This is a genomic window from Dictyoglomus turgidum DSM 6724, assembly GCF_000021645.1.
In the GTDB taxonomy this organism is placed as follows: domain Bacteria; phylum Dictyoglomota; class Dictyoglomia; order Dictyoglomales; family Dictyoglomaceae; genus Dictyoglomus; species Dictyoglomus turgidum.
In genome coordinates this window covers 371,670-394,055 of the sequence record NC_011661.1, presented here as the reverse complement: position 1 = coordinate 394,055, position 22,386 = coordinate 371,670, and the positions used below count along the sequence as shown (strand labels likewise).

24 protein-coding genes and 1 pseudogene are annotated in these 22,386 nt (G+C 33.7%); 14 read left to right on the top strand and 11 right to left on the bottom strand.

The window, feature by feature from the left end:
• Positions 1-7 precede the first annotated feature (7 nt).
• Genes DTUR_RS01970 through DTUR_RS01960 form a run of 3 tightly spaced genes read left to right on the top strand, consistent with a single transcriptional unit; the run spans position 8 to position 2,129 of the window.
• Positions 8-907: a sugar kinase gene (locus tag DTUR_RS01970; RefSeq protein WP_012582777.1), complete on the top strand. Its 900-nt coding sequence runs from the start codon at positions 8-10 to the stop codon at positions 905-907.
• 21 nt (positions 908-928) lie between these two features.
• Positions 929-1,684 (top strand): ATP-binding protein, encoded by a 756-nt coding sequence (locus DTUR_RS01965; protein WP_012582776.1) that lies wholly within the window; start codon positions 929-931, stop codon positions 1,682-1,684.
• 16 nt (positions 1,685-1,700) lie between these two features.
• Positions 1,701-2,129, top strand: coding sequence for a pyrimidine dimer DNA glycosylase/endonuclease V (locus DTUR_RS01960; protein WP_012582775.1), 429 nt, complete (start codon positions 1,701-1,703; stop codon positions 2,127-2,129).
• Here DTUR_RS01960 and DTUR_RS01955 read toward each other — a convergent pair.
• From DTUR_RS01955 to DTUR_RS01935, 5 genes are all read right to left on the bottom strand, one after another.
• On the bottom strand, positions 2,124-3,350 hold the full coding sequence (locus DTUR_RS01955; RefSeq protein WP_012582774.1) for a class II D-tagatose-bisphosphate aldolase non-catalytic subunit: 1,227 nt from the start codon (positions 3,348-3,350) through the stop codon (positions 2,124-2,126). The two genes, DTUR_RS01960 and DTUR_RS01955, sit on opposite strands and share 6 nt — an antisense overlap.
• 12 nt (positions 3,351-3,362) lie before the next feature.
• Positions 3,363-4,688, bottom strand: coding sequence for an alpha-glucosidase/alpha-galactosidase (melA, locus tag DTUR_RS01950; RefSeq protein ID WP_012582773.1), 1,326 nt, complete (start codon positions 4,686-4,688; stop codon positions 3,363-3,365).
• Positions 4,689-4,712: 24 nt separating this feature from the next.
• On the bottom strand, positions 4,713-5,519 hold the full coding sequence (locus DTUR_RS01945) for a carbohydrate ABC transporter permease (protein ID WP_012582772.1): 807 nt from the start codon (positions 5,517-5,519) through the stop codon (positions 4,713-4,715).
• On the bottom strand, positions 5,512-6,402 hold the full coding sequence (locus DTUR_RS01940) for a carbohydrate ABC transporter permease (protein WP_012582771.1): 891 nt from the start codon (positions 6,400-6,402) through the stop codon (positions 5,512-5,514). Before DTUR_RS01940 ends, DTUR_RS01945 begins: the two co-directional genes overlap by 8 nt.
• 63 nt (positions 6,403-6,465) lie before the next feature.
• Complete coding sequence (locus tag DTUR_RS01935) at positions 6,466-7,740, bottom strand: ABC transporter substrate-binding protein (RefSeq protein WP_420536165.1); 1,275 nt, start codon at positions 7,738-7,740, stop codon at positions 6,466-6,468.
• Between the two features lie 219 nt (positions 7,741-7,959).
• On the opposite strand from DTUR_RS01935, the gene DTUR_RS01930 reads away from it, so the two are divergent.
• From DTUR_RS01930 to DTUR_RS01880, 11 genes are all read left to right on the top strand, one after another.
• Complete coding sequence (locus DTUR_RS01930; protein WP_164930977.1) at positions 7,960-8,718, top strand: DeoR/GlpR family DNA-binding transcription regulator; 759 nt, start codon at positions 7,960-7,962, stop codon at positions 8,716-8,718.
• A gap of 11 nt (positions 8,719-8,729) precedes the next feature.
• Complete coding sequence (locus tag DTUR_RS01925) at positions 8,730-9,719, top strand: SIS domain-containing protein (RefSeq protein WP_012582768.1); 990 nt, start codon at positions 8,730-8,732, stop codon at positions 9,717-9,719.
• A 13-nt stretch (positions 9,720-9,732) separates the two neighbouring features.
• On the top strand, positions 9,733-10,995 hold the full coding sequence (locus DTUR_RS01920) for an ABC transporter substrate-binding protein (protein ID WP_012582767.1): 1,263 nt from the start codon (positions 9,733-9,735) through the stop codon (positions 10,993-10,995).
• A gap of 13 nt (positions 10,996-11,008) precedes the next feature.
• Positions 11,009-11,893, top strand: a complete 885-nt coding sequence (locus DTUR_RS01915) for a carbohydrate ABC transporter permease (protein WP_012582766.1) — start codon at positions 11,009-11,011, stop codon at positions 11,891-11,893.
• Between the two features lie 16 nt (positions 11,894-11,909).
• The gene (locus DTUR_RS01910; RefSeq protein ID WP_012582765.1) at positions 11,910-12,746 is read left to right on the top strand and encodes a carbohydrate ABC transporter permease; all 837 of its coding nucleotides are present in this window, start codon (positions 11,910-11,912) and stop codon (positions 12,744-12,746) included.
• Positions 12,747-12,761: 15 nt separating this feature from the next.
• The gene (locus tag DTUR_RS01905; protein WP_012582764.1) at positions 12,762-14,027 is read left to right on the top strand and encodes an ABC transporter substrate-binding protein; all 1,266 of its coding nucleotides are present in this window, start codon (positions 12,762-12,764) and stop codon (positions 14,025-14,027) included.
• An 82-nt stretch (positions 14,028-14,109) separates the two neighbouring features.
• The gene (locus DTUR_RS01900) at positions 14,110-14,871 is read left to right on the top strand and encodes a sugar-binding protein (protein WP_012582763.1); all 762 of its coding nucleotides are present in this window, start codon (positions 14,110-14,112) and stop codon (positions 14,869-14,871) included.
• A 63-nt stretch (positions 14,872-14,934) separates the two neighbouring features.
• Entirely contained in the window at positions 14,935-15,813 is an 879-nt protein-coding gene (locus DTUR_RS01895; RefSeq protein ID WP_012582762.1) for a CARDB domain-containing protein, read from the top strand.
• A 78-nt stretch (positions 15,814-15,891) separates the two neighbouring features.
• Positions 15,892-17,448 (top strand): endo alpha-1,4 polygalactosaminidase, encoded by a 1,557-nt coding sequence (locus tag DTUR_RS01890; protein WP_012582761.1) that lies wholly within the window; start codon positions 15,892-15,894, stop codon positions 17,446-17,448.
• 9 nt (positions 17,449-17,457) lie between these two features.
• Positions 17,458-18,426 carry an N-acetylglucosamine kinase gene (locus tag DTUR_RS01885; protein WP_012582760.1) on the top strand — a complete coding sequence of 323 codons (969 nt, stop codon included), beginning with the start codon at positions 17,458-17,460 and terminating at the stop codon, positions 18,424-18,426.
• The gene (locus DTUR_RS01880; RefSeq protein WP_012582759.1) at positions 18,423-19,673 is read left to right on the top strand and encodes a Gfo/Idh/MocA family protein; all 1,251 of its coding nucleotides are present in this window, start codon (positions 18,423-18,425) and stop codon (positions 19,671-19,673) included. Before DTUR_RS01885 ends, DTUR_RS01880 begins: the two co-directional genes overlap by 4 nt.
• Before the next feature lie 3 nt (positions 19,674-19,676).
• On the opposite strand, the gene DTUR_RS01875 is transcribed toward DTUR_RS01880, so the two are convergent.
• The 6 genes and pseudogenes from DTUR_RS01875 to DTUR_RS01850 form a co-directional block, all read right to left on the bottom strand.
• On the bottom strand, positions 19,677-20,213 hold the full coding sequence (locus DTUR_RS01875; RefSeq protein ID WP_164930976.1) for an Ada metal-binding domain-containing protein: 537 nt from the start codon (positions 20,211-20,213) through the stop codon (positions 19,677-19,679).
• Positions 20,203-20,817, bottom strand: a complete 615-nt coding sequence (locus DTUR_RS01870) for a hypothetical protein (protein ID WP_164930975.1) — start codon at positions 20,815-20,817, stop codon at positions 20,203-20,205. The genes DTUR_RS01875 and DTUR_RS01870 overlap by 11 nt, the downstream gene beginning before the upstream one ends.
• Positions 20,818-20,981: 164 nt before the next feature.
• A pseudogene (locus DTUR_RS01865) lies at positions 20,982-21,182 on the bottom strand (sigma-70 family RNA polymerase sigma factor); the annotation flags it as partial.
• On the bottom strand, positions 21,136-21,519 hold the full coding sequence (locus tag DTUR_RS01860) for a hypothetical protein (RefSeq protein WP_164930974.1): 384 nt from the start codon (positions 21,517-21,519) through the stop codon (positions 21,136-21,138). The pseudogene DTUR_RS01865 and the gene DTUR_RS01860, both read right to left, overlap by 47 nt.
• A complete protein-coding gene (locus DTUR_RS01855; protein WP_341271219.1) occupies positions 21,482-21,808 on the bottom strand; it encodes a hypothetical protein in 327 nt (108 codons plus the stop codon). The genes DTUR_RS01860 and DTUR_RS01855 overlap by 38 nt, the downstream gene beginning before the upstream one ends.
• Before the next feature lie 49 nt (positions 21,809-21,857).
• Entirely contained in the window at positions 21,858-22,346 is a 489-nt protein-coding gene (locus DTUR_RS01850; protein WP_164930972.1) for a phosphoadenosine phosphosulfate reductase domain-containing protein, read from the bottom strand.
• Between the last annotated feature and the right edge of the window lie 40 nt (positions 22,347-22,386).

The window sequence follows — 22,386 nt, the reverse complement described above, 5'->3', positions numbered from 1 at the left end:
AAAAATTATGGAATTAGATGTGTTAACCATAGGTGAAATTCTTGTAGAGATAATGGCAAAAAAAATTGATCAAGATTTTTTACATCCCGGAGAGTTTTTAGGACCATATCCAAGTGGTGCTCCTGCAATTTTTATTGATCAAATAGTAAAATTAGGACTTAAAGGTGGAATCTTAGGATGCATCGGAGAAGATGACTTTGGCAGAAATGTTTTTGAAAGATTGAAAAAGGATGGTGTAGAAGTTGGATTAATAAAGAAAACCCAGGAATATATTACTGGAATTGCCTTTGTAACTTACTTTTCCAATGGAGAAAGAAAATTTATTTTTCATCTACCTCACTCTGCTGCAAGCTGTATTTATCCAGAAGATATAACAGAAGATTTAATAAAGAATATAAAAGCCCTACACATAATGGGATGCTCTTTGGCGATAAAGGATAATGTAAAAGAAGCTATACACAAAGCTGTAAATCTTGCCTATGAATATGGCAAATTAATAAGCTTTGATCCCAATATAAGAGTAGAGCTTGGACTTTCGAAAGAATACTTAGAAACCATCAAAAACATAGCATCAAAATCAAAAATCATTCTCTCGGGAGAAAGAGAACTATCCATAATTGGAGAGGTAAATAAAGAGGAAAAAATTATTGTAATTAAAAAAGGAAAACATGGAGCAGAGGCATATTATAAAGACAAAGTATACAAAGTGGCTCCCATAGAAGTGGAAGAGGTTGATCCAACAGGAGCAGGAGATTGTTTTGATGCTGGATTTGTAGCAAGCATACTTCAGGGTTATACCATTGAAGATGCATTAAAAAGAGCAAACATAATAGGAGCTTTAAGTGTAACCAAAAGAGGTCCTATGGAGGGTGTTGTTGATAAAAAGACATTAGACATGATAAGATAAAACCAAGAAGGAATTTATTAAATGGCAATACCAAAAGAAGAATTATATCCTATTGTAAGAGAGATAGTTCTTCAGGAGCTTGAAGTAAGAATTCCTATTCATAAAGAAATTGTGGATCTAAAATCTGCAGTAGAGAGACTTATCTCTGCTCAAGAAAAAACCGAAGAGAGGATTGAGGAGCTTGTTCAGGCACAAAGAAGAACTGAAGAGAGACTGGAAGCTCTAACAGAAGCTCAGAGAAAATCCGAAGAGAGAATAGCTAGGTTAGAAACCGCCGTTGAGGCTCTAACGGAAGCCCAGAGAAAGACTGAAGAGGAAATCAGAGAGCTTACTTTAGCCATGAAAAATATGCAGAAACAAATAAATGGAATAGCAAAGGAATTAGGAGAACTATCCCATAGTATTGATTTCCAACTTGAGGATAGAGCCTATAGATCTCTTCCTTACCTTTTAAAAAGAGATTTTGGAATTGAGGTAAAAGAAAGACTCATCAGAAAGTTTATAGAGAACAAAAAGGGAGAACCTATGGAGATAAATATTTTAGGGAAGGGAGAAAGGGATGGAAAAGAGATATTTATAGTGGGAGAAGCAAAAGCAAATCTTTCCTTAAGGCATATAATTGACTTTATAGACAGGCTAAAGGATATTAGAGAGGTAATAGAAGGAGCAATCTTTCCCATCATAGTCACATATATGACAGAACCAGAAACAGAAGAATTTGCAAAAAGTAAAGGAATAACAATCTATTATTCTTACGACTTTGAATCTATTTATTAAAATTAATGAAACTTAAATGCGTTTATGGTCTATACATCCTAAATATTTAGATACTAAAGGGCTTTTAGCAGTTTGGAGAGAGGGACTACTTGCCAAAAAAGTATTAGAAGGAAGGACTAAAGGCTATAGAAATCATCCCCAGTTAGAAAGATTTAAAAAAACAGAAGATCCAGTACTTTATATTAATGCCTATCTTTTTCAAATTTTCTTAGAAGCTAAAAGAAGAGGCTATAACTTTGACAAAAAGAAAATTGTAGAGGTAGAGATAACAGATAAAATCCCTGTCTCAAAAGGACAAATATATTATGAATTTCAACATCTATTAAAAAAGCTTATAATAAGAGATATAAAAAAATATAAAGAGATAAAAAATACAAAGAAAATTGAAGTACATCCTATATTTAAAGTTATAGCAGGCGATATAGAGCCTTGGGAACGATTATAAGTTTATAGCATAGCTATAATCCTCCAAAACTCTTTTTATCTCTTTTTTTATAAGTTCTCTTGGATCATTCTTCATTTTTCCTTCTCTCACATCAAAATATGAATCATAAAAATATTGATATATAAACTTAATATCAACACCCTCTGAAAAGTTTTCAAAAAGCTTGTTTAAAACCATTTTTACATCCTCATACTCCCAATAATACCTAATTCTATCCAATAAGTTATACCAAATGTCTAATTCTAACCTCTTCGAATCCTTATAATACTTTCTCCAATATCTATCATCCCTTAGCATTGTCTCAAGTATGACTCTCTTTATATTAGATCTTTCCCTTTCAGGTATAATTTCATCCTCAATATTACTAAGCAAGAAAACTCCTCTTCTAAAGGCTGCAGTTAAAGCAGGACCCACCTTCAGAATTCTTACTCCATCTTCTACCATATTTCTTAATGCATATCTTGCTTGGTAATCGGTAGAATGACCCTCTACAAATAAGTCTTCTCTTTTCACCTCTTCCAATATACCTCTCACTTTATCCCTATCATATTCAAATACTTTATCATAACTAAATCCTATACCAAGCATTATTACAAAACCTACTACTCTATCCCATATATTAGGGACATCATTAAAATATTTCTTTAATGAAGAGATTGCAGATCTAAAATCCTCTACAGAAGTTACTCCTTCTTCTTCACCACCTCCTGCTATAGGCACATCAGTTCCTACCACATATACAGGCTGAAAATTATATTTTCTTGCAGTCTCTTCGGCAATTTCAAAAAGCTCTCTTGTTCTTTCTGCTATTTTTTCATAAGGAAGCACTTTAGGATCATCGGAAAGAGGCATACTACAATCAATATGTATCTTCTTATAGCCACTTTCCACGAAAGCCCTGATAAGATCCTTCGCCTTATTCATTGCTGTTGGTGAAGGTTCATCTTGCCAAGGAAGGGGACCTAAATGATCCCCCCCAAGAATTATCTTATCTTCTTCCAAACCCTTTTCCTTTGCTATCTTCATTACAAAATTTTTAAAATCTTCAGGAGTCATTCCTGAATATCCACCAAACTGATTCACTTGATGAGGAGTTGCTTCAATCAGGATATAATCACCTTTTTCCTTAGCAAATTCAATACTTGCCTCAATCACATAAGAATTAGAACTGCATATAGAATAAACTCCCTTTTTCCTAAGGTAATCTTTGCTTAGCCACATATGCCTTCTCACCTACTTTCTAAAAAGATCTTTTAAATACTCTTCATGAGCCTTTAATAATTCTTCCACCATCATATGGATTTTTTCTGGAGAAAGCAAAGAGGAAGCTAAGGGGTCTAAAAGAGCAGCATAATGGATGTAATCTTTATCCCCTTCTATGGCACCTTTTACTGCAAGCCTCTGAACATTTATATGAGAGAGATTTAAACTTGCAAGTTGATCAGGTAGATATCCTATTTTTAATGGAGAAACCCCATTTCTATCTACGTAGCATGGAACTTCTACCATACAATCCATAGGCAAATTATCTATAATCCCATCATTTCTAACAATACTGTAAACAAGCTTTGAATTATTTGTCTCTATTCCATGTATAATTTGAATAGCATATTCCTTTGAAGCATCATCATCTTCGTCCCCATAATGTTCTTTCACTACCCCATATGCCTCCTTATTTCCTCTTAAATAATAGTCTCTAAAGGCATCAAAAACCTTCTCATTTTCTTCTACCCTTCTTATATATTCCCTTATGGGAATATTAAGTTTTTTAACTAACTCTTCATCCTTAATAAAGTATGGAACATACTCTGCATTGTGTTCTGAAGACTCGGTCACGAAATAATGAAACATTCTTAGTATCTCAAATCTTACAGGATCCTTCTCCCATATTTCCTTCTTTTCCATAGCCTTAAATAAAAGGGGATAAAGGTCTTCCCCATTTCTTTCAAAGACCAAAACCCAAGCCATATGGTTAATACCTGCTACTTTGTAATTTACTTCCTTAGAAGGAACTCCCACATAACTTGAAATTTGCTCAATAGTATAGGGTATGGAGTGGCATAAGCCCACTGTGTCAATCTCAGAGATATCATTAATATACCACTGATTCATGGACATAGGATTTGTAAAGTTTAAAAGTAAGGCGGAAGGAGCATATTCTTCTATATTCCGAGTAAGCTCTCTTAAAAATGGCGCTGTTCTCAAAAATCTCATTATTCCACCAATTCCATGGGTATCCCCAATGGTCTGTTTTAAGCCATACTTTTCAGGTATATCAAAATCCACATAAGTAGCAGATTTTCCACCAATTTGGACAGTATTTATCACATACTTAGAATTCTCAATAGCAGATTTTAAATCCATATAACCTTTAATATTCCAGTTTTTATTTTTCTTTTCTTTTATCTCCTCTGCTATCTTTTTTGCAACTTCTAACCTCTCAGGATCAATATCCATAAGAGCTATCTCTGTTTCATCAAACTCAGAAAATAATGCCAAGTCCCTCAAAAGATTTCTGGTAAATACTACACTTCCTGCTCCAATAAAACTAATCTTCATTCATTCACACCTCCATACTTTAAATTATTTAAGCCCACTAAAGGCTATTCCTTCTACAAAACTTTTCTGAGTAAAGAGGAAAAGAATTATAGGTGGAAGAGAAGCAATAACTCCACCTGCCATAATTACTCCCCAATTACTAAAATATTGCCCCTGAAGAAGCGCTATTGCTATGGGTAAAGTTCTCTTTTCGGGAGATGTTATAACAATTAGAGGCCAAAGGAATAAATTCCAACCATAAATAAAAACTAAGAGTCCAAAGGACAAAGTAATAGGCTTTGATAGAGGCATCATAATCTTCCAAAATATATCCCACATATTAGCTCCGTCTACTATTGCAGCCTCCTCCATCTCAATAGGCATGGACAAAAAGTGCTGCCTATAGAGGAAAATGCCAAACTCACTAAATATCTCAAGAAGGATCACTCCAATCAAGGTATTAACAAGGGACAAATTTTTCAAGATCAAATACCTGGGAATTAACAAGACAATTCCAGGAAGCATTATTACCGAAAGAAAAATCAAAAAAATCACATTTTTAAGAGGAAAATAAAGCCTTGCAAAGGCATAACCCGCAAGAGAACAGAGAATAATCTGAGAAAACACAAGGCTTAAAGTAACCATAAGAGAGTTTAAAAAGTATCTTCCAAAATCAAGCTTTATAAATATTTCTTTATAATTATTAATTATAGGATTTAAAGGAAAAAGATGAGGAGGCACCGCAGATGCCTCTTCAATAGTTTCAAAAGAAACCACCAACATAAACCAATAGGGGATAAACATAATTAAAGCACCAATAATGAGCAGGAGGGCTATGATTTTATTACTCATAGTATACCCATCTCCTTTGGAGATTAAACTGAATTATAGTTAAGATTAAAAGAATAAAGTAAAGAATCCAAGATAGAGCAGTTCCATATCCCATTCGGAACCAATTAAAACCATTACGATAGATATAATAGACAAGGGTATAAGTAGAGTATCCAGGTCCTCCCCTTGTCATAATAAAAACACTTTCAAACATCTGCACTGAACTAATAATCTGCATTATAAGTACAAAAAAGATGATGGGAGTCATAAGGGGAAGAGTAATATGAATTAACATATCTTTTTTAGTTGCTCCATCGAGGGATGCTGCCTCGTAATAGGTAGACGGAATATTTTGAAGTCCTGCAAGGAAAAGAATAATATTATAACTTAAACTACCCCATATACCTACAATAGCAAGAGAAAATAGTGCAATCTTAGGATCTGTTAGCCAGTATATCTTTTTTACCCCTAAAAATCCTAATATAGTATTTAAGAGTCCATACTCTGGATTGAAAAACCAAAGCCATACAAAATTAATAGCAACGGAAGAGGTCACTGTAGGAATGAAATAAAAAACCCTTAAAAATCTAAAAAATTTAGTATTCCTATTTAAACCAACCGCAATAAGAAAACTCAAAATTACTGCTGTAGGTACCACATATAGAGCATATAAAAAAGAATTCTTCAATGATATCCAAAAAACCTTATCTTGAAAAATCTTTTTAAAGTTTTCTAATCCTATATATTGAGGCTCTGAAATGGCGTCATATTTAGAAAGGGCAAGCTTAAAGGAAATTCCAAAAGGTATATAGTAAGCAAGAAGGGCAAAAACTAAAGAAAAAACTATAAAGACAAAAAAATAAATTGCCTGTTTGTACTTAGGTATTCCTCCAAGAACCCTCATTTTCTATAACCTCCACCTTAAAAGGGGAAGAGACCTTTATAGCCCCTTCCCCAAAAAATCAATTTATTGAGAGGCCTTTTCAATAATCCCATTAATTTCTTCTGTGGCTTGTTTCAAACCTTCTTCTACTCCTAATCTCCCTGCTATAATCTCAACTATATAATAAGTCTCCCATCTGTCAAACCACTCGCTAGATCCCCTTGTTTGAGGCCATGGATTGGTGTACTTCACCGAATCTATAAACACCTTTGCATCTTTTTCCTTTCCAAATCTCTTAAAACTCTGCATCCACAAGGTATCGGTACCCCTATATGCAGGAATTACAGTACCAGACTTTCCAAGAATCTCTGCTGCCTCTTTGCTCGCCATCCACTTTACAAAAGTCCATGCAGCATCCAAATTCTTCGTCTTACTCCAGATAACATTACCCAAGGAGTCAGAAATATTTGCCCTCTTTCCTGTCCTTGATTTTGGAATCATGACAACCCCAAAGTTAAAAGATTTAATATTTTCAGCATAATATCCTAACATCCAAGATCCGCTAAAGTTAATAGCACTCTTCCCTGCAATAAATAGATCTCCACTGGTTACTCCTGGCTTTGGAGCATAACCTTTTTCCGTTAACTCCCTCGCAAAACTTAATGCCTCCTTAACTTGAGGACTATCAAAAACTACTTTTCCATCCTTAACTAAATCTCCACCAAGAGATAAAATCATGGGGAATAAGAAAGCTTGCGAAACTGATAGCGGACCTCCATCTACTGTAATCCCATACCTTACTATATTCCCTTTGGCATCTTTCTTAGTTAGCTTCTCAACTGCCTTCTTTAAATCTTCCCAAGTCCAATTCCCATCAGGATATTTAAGTTTTGCCTCATCAAAGGCTTTCTTATTGTAAAACATCCCTATAGTATCATAGTCTCTGGGCAGAGAATAATATTTACCCTCAAAATTATGTAGCTTTAAAACTCCTGATGGATATACACTCAAATCCAGATTGTCTTTTTTTATGAATGGAGTAATATCTACCAATGCATTTCTCGCTACATAATCGGGTAAATAAAAACCTGTATCCATAGTAAAAACGTCCCAACAATCTCCCCCTGCCATCATGGTTTGAAGCTTTGTCCAATAATCTTCCCAAGGTACATGCTCAAGCTTCACTTTTATGTTGGGATACCTCTTTTCAAAAGTAGAAATTTGAGCCTTTATACCATCTAATTGCTCACTCATCCATACACCATATCTAATAGTTACTGTCTTTTGTCCTGAAGCCATCATTAAAAGGACCAAAAGGGAAACCACTAAAAGACTAAGAAGCTTTTTCAATGAAGACACCTCCCTTAACTTTTTAGTGCTATTATATCATTTATAATCAAAGTTTACAATAAAAATGATTAAAAAAGATCAATTTTAAAATTTAACGATCTAATTTTGTAGATATGGCAAAATTAAGCCTTAAAGGAAGAATAATAAAATTCACTCCCCCCCTTTTACATCTCTAAAATATCTGTTATAATAATAAAAAATTCAAATATTGATTTAAAATGAATGAAAATGAAAGAATATAGATTTGAGAGGATTTTACAACTAATAAGAGAAAAAGGTTATCTTACAGTACAAGAGATAGCAAAAGAATTATCTATTTCAGAAATCACCGTAAGGAGAGACTTAAACTTTTTGGAAAAACAAGGACTTATAAAAAGAGTAAGAGGCGGAGCAACAGCAACAAGTATTTCTTCAGAGAATTCCTTTTTCTTAAAACTTGAAGAAAACAAAGAAATCAAAAAAGAAATAGGCAAAAAAGCTCTATCCCTTTTAAAAGATGGCTCTATCATTGCCATGAGTGGTGGAACTACCATATATTACATGGTACAAGCCTTAGATCAAAGTCCTATTACTAATTTAACCATTTTAACTAACTCTATCACCACTGCTTGGGCAGTAATAAATTTAAGGAAAAATTTCAGATTGATCCATTCAGGAGGAACCACAAAAGAAAAATCCTTTGAGTGCATAGGAGGACATGTGATTAAATTCTTCCAAGAGATAGGGAAAATAGACTACTACTTTTTTGGGGCTAACGGGGTAGATATTAAAAATGGTATCACCTTCTTTGATATGGAAGAGGCAGAAGTAGCAAAAACCATAATCTCAAAAGCTGAAAAGAAAGTACTTGTTGCGGACAGTTCAAAATTTAATTTATCGGTACCTTTTAAAGTATGCGATTTTGATGACTTAGATTACATAGTTTCCGATTCTATACCTGAAGAGTTCAAAAAAATCCCTGAATGGAGTCAAAAATTTGTTGTTTAGGAGGTTTGTTTATGTATATCGTAGAAAAGGAAATAAAAGAACAAATCACAGATCTTCCAAGGGTTTTTGATTATGTTAAGAATTACTTAAAAAGTAATAATCTTCCTGAATTTATCTTAAATTCCGACATTATATATTTTATAGGTTGTGGAACTTCTTTATACTTAAGCCTTTCGGGAAGTAGATTTTTCACCTTTAAAACTAACATGGAAACAAAAGCTCTTCCCGGAGGAGAGATATGGTTTTCTCCAAAGGAAAATATAGGAGATTTCAAAAACTTAAGAAGATCTGCCATATTAATATCTCGCTCTGGAGAATCTACCGAAGTAGTTAAGGCAGGAGAAAAATTTAAAGAGTATGGAATTCCAACCCTTGGTATCACCTTAGAGGAAGAAAGCTCTTTAGTAAAAATATCTCAAAATTCCATTGTTCTGCCCATAAAAGAGGACGCTATTGTTATGACAAAATCCTTCTCCTCTATGCTTCTTACCATAGAGATGATAGCAAGTTTTGTTAAAGGAGAAGATTTAAGCATATACAAAGATCTACTAAATGAAATTGAAAAGATAATAAATACTGCCAATGAATTATCTTCAAACTATACCCATTATAACCACTACATATTCTTAGGACTTGGAGCAGAGGAAGGTATTGCCAGAGAATCTGCCCTAAAGTTGGAAGAAATGTCGCTTTCAAAGATAGAAGCTTATTCTACTTTTGAATATAGACATGGTCCCAAATCTCTTCTTGAAAAGGGCTTTTTAGTTTCTATATATACAAAAGGAATTCAGGCTGAAGAACCGTTAATCGATGAACTAAAAAGCTATGGGGCAGAAGTAATAACCATAGGTGGAAAGGGATCTGACTTTTACATTTCCGATCTTCCCGAAAGCCTTTTCTTAAAAGTCATATGGGGACAAATATTAGGTCTAAATATTGCTAAAAGTAAAAACATAAATGTAGAGAGCCCAAGGAATTTGAGTAAAGTAGTCAAGTTTTAAAGGGGGTTTGAAAATGAAAAAGTTCTTAATTTTTAGCTTTTTGATTATCCTATTGTCTCTTTCAGCTCTTGGACAGAGCAAAATCCAAATTACTTACATGAGATGGGGAGATATAAGGGAAATTGAAGTAGAGAGAAAAATCGTTGACGCCTTTAATCAGTCCCAAAATAAAATATTTGTTAATTTAGAATCTACTGCCTGGGGAGCTTATTGGCAACAACTACAAAACCGAATTGCAGCTGGAAATGCACCAGATGTGATCTTAATGGATGGAGCTTATTTCATAGACTTAGCCTCAAAGGGAGTGTTCAAAGATATAACCGAATGGATAAGGAGAGATATAAATCTTAAGAATTATTATTACGATCCGGAAGTTTGTGAATGGGATGGAAAGATTTACGCTATGATAAGGGATATCACCTTAGGCGGTATAATGTTCTACAACAAAGATATTTTTGATAAGTATAAGATTAAATATCCTGACTGGTCTTGGGATTGGAATAAATGGATTGAGGCAGCTCAAAAATTAACTATAGATGAAAATAAAGATGGTACTCCTGAAATCTGGGGAACTTATGTCCCTACTTGGGGTGAGGGTGGACTCTATCCTATCATTTGGAGCGCAGGAGGTACTGTACTCTCTAAGGATAAAAAATCCTGCACCATCTACTCTAACCCTAAATCCCTTGAGGGTCTTAAATTTATGTATGAACTAAGATATAAATATAAGGTCTGTCCCTCTGAGTCCTTCATGCAGGGACTCTCCGATCCTTTCATGACTGGAAACTTCGCAACTACACTCGGAATATCTTCTTTCATTGTTAGCTATAGAAAACTACCTTTCCGTTGGGGTATCGCTCCTATACCTTCAGGACCTGCTGGAAGATTTATGTCCGCTAACCAACTTTCCCTCGCTATCTACTCTAAGTCTAAATATCCAGAGGCTGCTTGGGAATTCATTAAGTTCGCTACTGGACCTAAAGGGCAGGAAATTATGGGAAAAGAACATCAGGCTATACCCGCTCTTAAATTGAAAACCCGAGTATATTTCGACGATCCTAACATTAAATCCGCTCTCACTATCTTCTCTCTATATGAAAAGGGACAACTCAAATCTCTTGAATTTACTCCTTCTTGGTTAGAATGGAATAATATGCTTGAAACTACCCTCGGCTATGCTTGGCAAGGAAAGGTTGATATTGAAAAGGCTGCTAAAACCGCTGAGGACAGAGTTAACAAAATCTTACAAGAGGCTTGGAAAAAATTAGAAAAATAAAGGAGTTACTATTATGATAAAAAAGAGCTATAGATTTATAGAAAACCTAATAGGATATATCTTCCTATCACCTTGGCTTTTTGGATTAATATTCTTTGGTCTTGGTCCCCTAATTTTTTCCATTATCTTATGTTTTTCAGAATGGGATCTTATAAGTGCACCTAAATTAATTGGATTTAATAACTTCTTATCCTTGTTGGAAGATGAACTTTTTTGGAAATCTCTAAGAAACACTTTGCTCTTTTCCTTCTCGGTTCCTATTTCAACCTTCATATCCCTATTTTTCGCTTACCTTATGAATAGGCCAAAGAGTATTTTCTCTGTACTAAGATCTATCTATTTCATTCCTTCTGTAACTCCTGCCGTCGCAAATACAGTAGTGTGGGTATGGCTACTGCATCCCCAAGTAGGCATCATAAATTATCTACTTAAAAAATTTTTCTCAATTCAAGGACCTAATTGGCTCGGCGATCCGAATTGGATAATCCCTTCTTTAATAATTATTGCTGTTTGGGGAGCAATAGGATACAATATTGTCCTTTTTACGGCAGGGCTACAAGCTATAGATCCCCAAATATATGAGGCTGCAGAGATAGATGGAGCTAATAAATGGCAAATCTTCTTTAAAATAACTATTCCCTTAATATCTCCCACTACTTTCTTTGTATTGGTAACTTCCTTTATATGGTCTTTCCAAGTATTTGACATTTCCTATATTGCTACTAATGGAAGGCCAGATGAGCACAGTTTGACCATAGTATATTACCTATTCCAAAATGCTTTCCAATATTTCAAAATAGGAAAAGCTTCAGCTATTGCCTGGATTTTAACACTAATAATAGGATTTGTTACTTATATCGAATTCAAGATAGAAAAGAAGTACGTGTTTTATCAATGAATGGGAGGAATATTAAATGAATAAAACCAAATTAGAGGGAATAAATAATTTAATCTTAATCTTGATTCTATTTGGTATAGGTGTTCTAATGTTACTTCCCTTCATATGGATGTTCTTTACATCTCTAAAAGATTGGGGGGAGATTTTTAAATTTCCACCTACCCTCTTTCCTTCAAAGCTAAGATGGGAAAATTATAAGGAGTTATTTCAAATTGCACCAGTTATTGCTTGGCTTAAAAATTCTTTATTCCTCTCTATTGTTTCTACCATTGGTGTACTATTATCTTCATCTATTGTTGCTTTTGCCTTTGCCATGATGAACTTTAAAGGTAAAGGTTTTTGGTTTTCCATATTGCTTCTCACAATGATGGTTCCATTTCACGTTACCATGATTCCCCAATACATTCTTTTTAGGTACTTGGGATGGATCAACACTTTAAAGCCATTATGGGTACCTACCTTTACAGGTGCACCATACATGATCTTTCTTTTAAGACAATTCTACAGAAGTGTTCCTAAATCCTACTTTGAATCTGCAAGAATTGATGGAGCTTCTTTTTGGCAAATTTTTTATAGGATATATGTCCCCTTATCTTTGCCTGTAACTGTAACAGTAGCTCTTCTAACTTTTATAAATCAATGGAACTACTTTCTTGGTCCCCTAATCTATCTAAACGATATAAATAAAATGACTATTACTGCTGGCTTGTCCTTCCTTCAAGGACAAAGTTTTGGATATTGGAACTATATTATGGCTGGATCTACCATTGCAGTGCTTCCTATATTGCTCCTATTCCTACTTACTCAAAAGTATATTATTGAGGGTATTATGCTCCAAGCAGGACTAAAATAATAGGGAGGTGTTTCTATGAGAAAATTTTTATTTATTTCACTAATTAGTTTAATCCTATTGTCTCTTTCAGCTCTTGGACAGAGCAAAATCCAAATTACTTACATGAGATGGGGAGATATAAGGGAAATTGAAGTAGAGAGAAAAATCGTTGACGCCTTTAATCAGTCCCAAAATAAAATATTTGTTAATTTAGAATCTGCTGCCTGGGGAGCTTATTGGCAACAACTACAAAACCGAATTGCAGCTGGAAATGCACCAGATGTGATGCTAATAAGTGGAGCCTACTTTATTGATCTTGCCTCTAAGGGCGTCTTTAAAGATATAACTGACTGGGCTAAAAAAGATATCAACTTCAAAAATTATTACTACAATCCAGAACTCTGTGAATGGGATGGAAAGATTTACGCTATGATAAGGGATATCACCTTAGGCGGTATAATGTTCTACAACAAAGATATTTTTGATAAGTATAAGATTAAATATCCTGACTGGTCTTGGGATTGGAATAAATGGATTGAGGCAGCTCAAAAATTAACTATAGATGAAAATAAAGATGGTACTCCTGAAATCTGGGGAACTTATGTCCCTACTTGGGGTGAGGGTGGACTCTATCCTATCATTTGGAGCGCAGGAGGTACTGTACTCTCTAAGGATAAAAAATCCTGCACCATCTACTCTAACCCTAAATCCCTTGAGGGTCTTAAATTTATGTATGAACTAAGATATAAATATAAGGTCTGTCCCTCTGAGTCCTTCATGCAGGGACTCTCCGATCCTTTCATGACTGGAAACTTCGCAACTACACTCGGAATATCTTCTTTCATTGTTAGCTATAGAAAACTACCTTTCCGTTGGGGTATCGCTCCTATACCTTCAGGACCTGCTGGAAGATTTATGTCCGCTAACCAACTTTCCCTCGCTATCTACTCTAAGTCTAAATATCCAGAGGCTGCTTGGGAATTCATTAAGTTCGCTACTGGACCTAAAGGGCAGGAAATTATGGGAAAAGAACATCAGGCTATACCCGCTCTTAAATTGAAAACCCGAGTATATTTCGACGATCCTAACATTAAATCCGCTCTCACTATCTTCTCTCTATATGAAAAGGGACAACTCAAATCTCTTGAATTTACTCCTTCTTGGTTAGAATGGAATAATATGCTTGAAACTACCCTCGGCTATGCTTGGCAAGGAAAGGTTGATATTGAAAAGGCTGCTAAAACCGCTGAAGACAGAGTTAACAAAATCTTGCAAGAGGCTTGGAAAAAATTAGAAAAATAAAGGGGAGGTGAAAAAGACAAAATAAATTTTTAAAAACCTTATGGTTAAGCAAAAATTTAAAAATCAAAAGGAGGTATTCAAAATGAAGCGTTTCTTATTAGTCTTAAGTTTAGTTCTCCTTCTAACATTAACTTTATCCTTTGCTGAAGACATAAAATTAAGAAAAGGCACTTGGACCCACTATGTACCATATACTACAACACCACCCACTATTGATGGAGACATTAAAATTAGTGAATATTTCCTTTCACCAAGGTACTACGTAGGTCTTAAAGGTGATGTAGACTACATTCCAGAAAACTGGAATGGTCCCAATGATCTATCAGTATATTACTATATGCTCTGGGATAAGACCTATCTATATATTGGTGCTGTATTAAAAGATGATAGTATAGTACAGTTAGCAACAGGAGAAAATATGTGGCAAGGAGATCACATTGAAATTTGGTTTGATACTGATCTCCAAAGTGATTTTGAAGACAATAAAAACAACAAGGATGATTATCAATTAGGGATAAGCCCTGGAGATTTTGAACTCCTTTCTCCCGAAATATGGGTATGGACCCCACCAGTTCTCGCAGATGAAGTTAAAAAGGCAAAAATTGCAGTAAAAAGAACCAACGATGGGTATACTGTGGAAGTTGCTATACCATGGTCTTTGATAAAGGTAAAGCCTGAACCCGATTTAATAATGGGATTTGCCTTCTCTCCAAGCGATACCGATACACCTGGAAAATTAGATCAAGAAATGATGATGAGTTCTGCTCCTGGAGCAAGCCCCAACTGGGGTAATCCTACCTTCTGGGGTAATTTAATTCTTGTTGATCCTTTAGGAAAATTCTAAGAGCTAAGAGTAGGGAAGAAGGCTACTTCTTCCCTACTCTTAATTTAAAAGGGGGTTGAGAAAATGAAGAGTTCTAAATTATTAAAATTACTTGCAATTACCTTATTTTTGATGGTCATTGCAGGGTGTTCTGCAAAACAAAACACTCAACCACCAGAAACTCCAACAAGTTTAGAAACTCCTACCAACACCACCTCACTAATCTTAATAGGTTACAATGATGCATGGCAAAGTGGAACTAAGGATGGACTATATGGATATGATCCTAATGGTGGCTGGGGAGATATAGAGTATATATTTTCAACAGATGTGAGGTATTGCAAACCATGGGATGCCGGATTTGTACTCACTTTTGACCAAAACATAGATTCTTTCTTCTATATAGCAATTTATAATGCTGACGATACCCCTAAAATCTTATATATAAACACTTATGATAATAAAACTCCTCCATATAACTGGAAAAATATTTTGAAAGAGGAAATTAAAGCGGATACTGCTAAAAAGTTCCAAGTCATAAAAGTAAATATAAGCAAAGATGATTTTTATGACAATGAGAATAGTAGAGAGGGAATTCAGCAACAATTTTCAATTTATGCCGCAGATATTAATGGGAATGGTGTTGATACGGTAAAAGTCGCATACATAGGAAATCCTGGTGAAAAACCTGAACTATTATTTAGCAAAGTAGAATGGGGACCTAATTTAGTAGTTGATATCTCCAACATAGGATTGAAACCTGCTGAAAACGTAACTGTTAACATCTACTCATACGAAAATGGTCAACCTCAAATATTAGCAACTCAAACAATATCTCTTCTAAATCCAAATACAACAAAGGAATTAATTTTTGAAAATGCCTCTAATGCTACTGAAATTCGCATTGATCCTGATAATACTATAGAAGAAATTATAGAAGAAAATAATTTAACTGGAACCTAAAAAGCTATAGAAATATCGGGGAGAGAGAGGGAATCCCTCTCTCTCCCCTCTTTAATAAAATACGAGAGGTGAGGTTCTATGAAGACTAAAATTTCAAAAAATCCATTTTTAACCTTTGCTATCATAATACTTATAGTTCTAATAACTGGTTGTCAAAATACTTTTGCCTTAAAGGAATCCCAACTTAGTAATATTAAAAATTTTGTATTCTTTTATGGTAGAGGAGAAGTTGAAAAACTTGAAAAATATGATCTCATAGTTATTCAAGATTATACCCTTACCAAAGACGAGGTAAATTACTTAAGATCAAAGGGCAAAAAGGTAGTTGTTTATGTAACCATCGGAGAATCCGATACTCCCCCTACAGCAGATTTACAAAACTGTGTCTTAGGAAAGAATGTAAACTGGAATTCTTGGTATATGGATGCAAGATGTGAAAAATGGCAAAATTTGGTAATAAACAAGATGAAGAATCTTTTAATAGACAAAAATTATGATGGCTTTTTCTTGGACACAGTAGATACGGCAGTACTTTTTCCTCAAACTAAAGATGGTATGGTAAGCCTTATTAAAAAAATAAGAGATACTTTTCCTAAAGCAATCCTAATACAAAACAGAGGCTTTCCTCTTCTTGAATATACTGGAGATTATATAGATGCAGTACTTTGGGAAGATTTTGCTTCAGGATACAATTTCCAATCAGGAAAATACGAAAAAAACTCTATAAATGATCTATATGTAAGACAACAAATTGAGCTTGCCAAAAGAAAAGGCTACATAATTCTCACCCTAAATTATGCCGAAGAGGATGATGTAGAATTAATAAATTATGTTAAAGAAGTATGTCAAAAATACAACCTTCTCTATTCTATCACCGATCTTTACATATCTAAAGTATATGACCTCTCAGCCCCAATTAAAGAAAGAACTTATACTACTGATAATGTAAATCAACTGATAATTATAGGAAGAAACGATAAGGATTTTTTGTATGGAGATGGATGGAAAGAAATTGAAAATATATGGGGAACAAAAGCAAGAAAATGTGAAGGATGGGGAGCAGGAGTAGTATTAACCTTTAAAGAGAAAAAAGACTCTATATTTTATGTGACTTTCTACGATGGTGGTATAGAAGAGATGGCATTAAAAATAACTACTTTTAATGGTTTAAATTGGCCCATGATTGCTTCACTTCCGGTAGGAGATTCTGAAGTATTCAAAACCTTTGAAGTTAAAGTGAAAAAAGAAGAACTTTACGATAATGATCCAAATACTCCTGGAATACAGCAAAAATTTGGCTTTCAGGGAGCAAAAGTAGCTTTTATAGGATATCCACAAAAACCAGAACTTTTATTTGGCAAGGTGGAATTTACGAAAAAGAAAGACAGAGTATATTTCAAGGTAGGAAATGTGGGATTAATGGATGCAAAGAATATAAAAGTTGTTGTAAAAGACGAAAATGGCATTATTATAGGAGAATTTAATCTGGAAAGATTAGATAAAAATGGAGATCAAGAATTTGCCTTAAAATTTTCACAAAGTACTCCTAAAAAATTAACCTTTATCATAGACCCAGAGAATAAAATTGAGGAAATTACAAAAGATAATAATATATTAGAAGTCCAAGTTAAATAGGTGATTAAAATGTATTTTTTAGGCGTAGATGGAGGAGGAACAAAAACTATTGCCTACCTCTTTGACGAAGAGGGTAACCTCATTTTTAAAAATACATCAGGACCTACAAATATCTTAGAAAATGGAGAAGAGGTTTTTAGAAAAAATCTTAAGGAACTTCTTTCCTCTATATTAAAGGATATAAATCCTAAGGATATTAAATCTTGCTTTGGACTTCCTGCAGTGGGAGAATTTAGAGAAGATATAAAAATTTTAAGAAATATAATAAAAGATGAACTAAAAATAGAGCCCGACATTATTGTTAATGATGTAGTTATAGGATGGGCTGGAGGAAATTTAGCAAGAGATGGAATCCATGTAGTAGCAGGAACAGGAACCATTACCTATGGAAGAAAAGGCAATAAAGATATAAGGGTCTCAGGATGGGGAAGCATTATTGGGGATGAAGGGAGTGCATATTATATAGGCTATAGGACATTAAATGAAGTAAGTAGAGAACTTGATGGAAGAAAAAGAAAGACAGATTTAACCAAATTACTCTTTAAAAAACTAAGCTTAAAAGATCACTTGGATTTTATTGAGTTTATTTATGATCCTCAAAAGGATAGAAGATCAAATATTGCCTCCGTTGCCAAAATCACTTATGAGATTGCTAAAGAAGGAGATAAAAAGGCTTTAAAGATATTAAAAGATTCAGCAAAGGAATTAGCTATTACTGTAACCACGGCGAATAAATTTCTAAAAATTAAAAAACCCATAACTGTGACCTATAGTGGGAGTGTTTTGGAGAAGAATGATATTGTAAGAGAAGAGTTTATTAATATTTTGGAGAAAGAAGGCTACAAAGTTGAGCCTCCAAAGCTTTCTCCTGTACTTGGTGCTATACTTCTTGCCTTTTTAAGCTTTGGAAATAAAGAGAAAAAAAGGAAATTTATAAATAAACTTTTAGAAATTTATAAGGAGGAGAATAAATTATGAGACCTGTTGAAGTTATAATGATTGGTGCAGGAAATAGAGGTTACGAAGCCTATGGAAAGATAATATTAAGAAGACCTGACATAAAAGTAGTTGCAGTAGCAGAACCAAATGACATAAGAAGAGAAAGATTTGCAAAAGAACACCATATTCCTTCCGAAAGACAATTTAAAACCTGGGAAGAGGTTTTTGAAAAAGAAAAGTTTGCCGATGGTGTAATTATTACCACCATGGATAGAATGCACGTAAAACCTGCAATTGAAGCCATAAAAAGGGGATATAAAATACTCCTTGAAAAACCTATTGGAGTAAACCTTGAGGAGATTAAAGAACTATATAAAGTAGCAAAAGAGTATAATGCGAGTATTACTGTAGCCCATGTATTAAGATATACCATGTTTTTCCAAAAACTTAAAGAACTTTTAAATAAACAAGAAATAGGAGAGCTTATTGGTATAAATCTAGTAGAAAATATTGGCTTTTTCCATTTTGCCCACAGCTTTGTAAGGGGAAATTGGAGAAATTCGGAAACATCAGCACCATCAATCTTAGCAAAAAGTTGTCATGACTTAGATATTTTAACCTTTCTTATTGGCGAAAAATCCCAAACCATATCATCCTTTGGAGAACTAAGATATTTCAAGAGAGAAAATGCTCCCAAAGAAGCAAAGGAAAGGTGTCTTGACTGTAGTGTGGACTGTCCCTATGACGCCAAGAAAATTTATCTTGGTGATTATACAGGGTGGCCTGTCTCTGTAATTTCTGAAGATCTTTCCTTAGAAGGAAGATTAAAAGCCCTAAGAGAAGGACCCTATGGAAGATGTGTATATTACTCTGATAACAATGTGGTTGATCATCAAGAAGTTTCTATAAAATTTAAAAACAATGTATATGCATCCTTTACAATGACCGCCTTTACTAATAAGATTACGAGAAAAATATATCTTTATGGCTCCCATGGAGAAATTTATGGAGATCTTGATGAGAATAAAATTTACATACAGAAATTTGGAAAAGAGGAAGAAATAATTAACCTTAACTTACCTTTTAAAGATTTAGTAGGACATGCAGGAGGAGACGAGGGAATAATGGAGGAATTTGTAAAAGCACTAAAAGGAGAAATAAAAGAGACATTATCAAATATTGAAGAATCCATAGAAAGTCATCTCATGGCTTTTTCTGCTGAAGAATCTAGGTTAAACAACAAGGTAATAAATATGGATGAGGTTAGAGCAAAATTTTATAAATAAATTTTAGGGTTGACAATTACCACAAGGTCTATAACCATTATTGATAGCCTCTTCTCTCGTGTTAAAAAAAACTTGATTTTGTGGTGCTGGCAAAGTCCAGCACCATGGATAGTGGAATATTTTTGTAGCTTTATTACCTACGTAAAATTTAGGAGGATAATACCAAAGAGTATAAGTCCTCCCCGATACATAATAATATATTATGTGGGCATTATTAAAATTATTATTTTTAAGAGCATTTCTAAAGGCTGTTATATTAGAAGTAAAAATATAATTGAGACTATTATAAGGACATATAGGGTTCTCTACGAAATTAGTAGTTAAGAGATTTTGAATTTCTTCTGAGGATGGAAATCTCCCATTTTTTAAGTAAAATTTCTCAATTTCAAGTTGAACAAGAGAAAGATTGTAAATTTGAGAATTTCTCTTTGCATCCTCTTGAACTCTCAAAAATAAAGGAATAGAAATAGAAACAATTATAAAAATAATACCTAATACTATAAGTATTTCTAATAAAGAAAAACCCTTTCTACCTACCATTTAAAGAACTATAATTCACTTGAGTTCCCACAATTATTTTTCCTTCATCAAGCATTAAAACAGGAATAGTATCAATTCTTATTTTCTTTTTACTTCCATCGGGCATACTTACCTCTGTAAAACTCTCAAAAGGCTTTGGTCCTGGAAAAGTAAAGGCTATTTGATAAATTTTAGAGAGATCTACCTCTCCTAAGGCTATTTTCTTTCCTAAAATATTAAAAGCAACCTCAAAGGCAACTTTTTCTACTTTAATGTTTATCTTATTATTTTCATGATCATATTTTATAGATACCTCTCCATAGGCAGGAGTAGAATAGCTCAAAGGTGGCATTTTAAGGGATACGGTAACATCCGCTTGAAACCTTGCTTTGTCCTTACGCAAAATTATCCTTGGATTTCTAACTATCCAAGTATATTCTCCTTTAACTCCTGAGATGTTAAATCTATCAGATTTTTCCACTTCCCCTATCACATTTAAAAATTTATTTAATGTATTTTGGCTAATAACAATACTTGCATCAGGCTCAGAAAAATCTGCAAAAGAGAAAACATTTAAAAAGGAGAAAAATATAAAAAAACTCAGGATAAATATAAGTCTCCTCATAATTCTTACCCCCTCTATTTTTGCTTATTTATACCATAAAAGAAAAAACAAATCAAAAGTTAGAAATTGATAGATGCACCTTTTTCTTATTTCTTCCAAAGTTCTCGGAATACCATCTTTTAATCCATATCTTAACTCTAAAACTTTTCTCTCCCTGAAAGTTCCCTGATTAAATTAGCTTTCTCCGAAAGGGCTCTTGTTATTGTTTGTCTTATCCACCAAGTAGCATAGGTAGAAAACTTGTATCCTCTTCTCCAATTAAATTTATCCACTGCTTTTATAAGCCCAATATAACCTTCCTGAACTAAATCCATATATTCAAGTCCATAGCCAAGATATTTTCTGGCTAGGGTATTTAGAGATCTCTTCAAAGTGATACTTAGTTAATACATCATTAGCCCAATCCTTAAAGAGTTCTTCTGATTTTCTCCTAACTTTTAGCTTTCCAATTTCACGAGAAGACTTCTTTGGAGACTGTTCCTTTCCCACTTCAGCAGACTTTTTATTTTCTTTGGTATCAAAAACTTTCTCCTTTAAAATGGCCTGCAAAAGGCTTAAAAATTCAACACCCAAACCATCCACAAACACAATTTTTTCTGCATCCTCTTTTATAATATTTTTAACTTTCTCAAATTTATAATACCAGTCGTAAAAGGACTCTGAATTAAGGACAAACACTACAACCAACCCTACCCAAACCATATCTATATCCCTTGTTTATTAATATTCCTCCATCACTATTTTTTTTAAGCTTTATATAAAATAAATAAAGAAAACTTTCTACAAATGACCAATTCAATATGACTCTTGAATTAATGACTGTATAATGCTTTACTTCCTCTCCTACCCTCTCATAAGTACTCCTTCTTGCACTTTCTTCTGCTCTAACCCAATCAAAAACCAAAATTTTCAAATTTTCCTTGTCAGGATTCAATCTTCTTAAAAACCTTACTTGAGGAGAAGTTTTATAAACAGAGCAACACCAACGAATTATCCTACTTGGAGGTCCAAATATTTTCCATAAATCATAGGAATGTTGTTCATTTCTTACTGTATAGAAATTTCAAATTGGGATATAACTTTTGATAATATTCTTTTGTCTTCTCGTACACCTCATAAGTAGGTGGAATCTCCATTGTAGTATCTGTGAAAATTACTATATATTCATCAGGGGGTAGAGTTTTACTTACCAAATCCAAGACTACTTGAGAATCTTTTCCTCCACTATAGGAAACAATAAAATAATCTACTTTTTCTTTATATTTTTTATAAACATCATTTATAAAATCGATGGCTTCATTTTCTAATACCTTCAAGGGTTCTATATTCTTTTCTATCATCCCTTTCAAATCTATTGGTTTAAGCTTTAAATCTTTTCCTTTGTCTGTGAATAAAATCTTAGGATCCTCAAATATATTACCCCCTCTAACTTCTGCCACCATTTCTCCAAAATAGTAATATTTTCTACCAATATTCCATAAAAGAGGTTCCTCAGATTTTGGATATTCCCAATACTTATCAAAACCCAAGAGGTCTAATTCTTCATAAAAAACTGGACGTGGAGAGGGT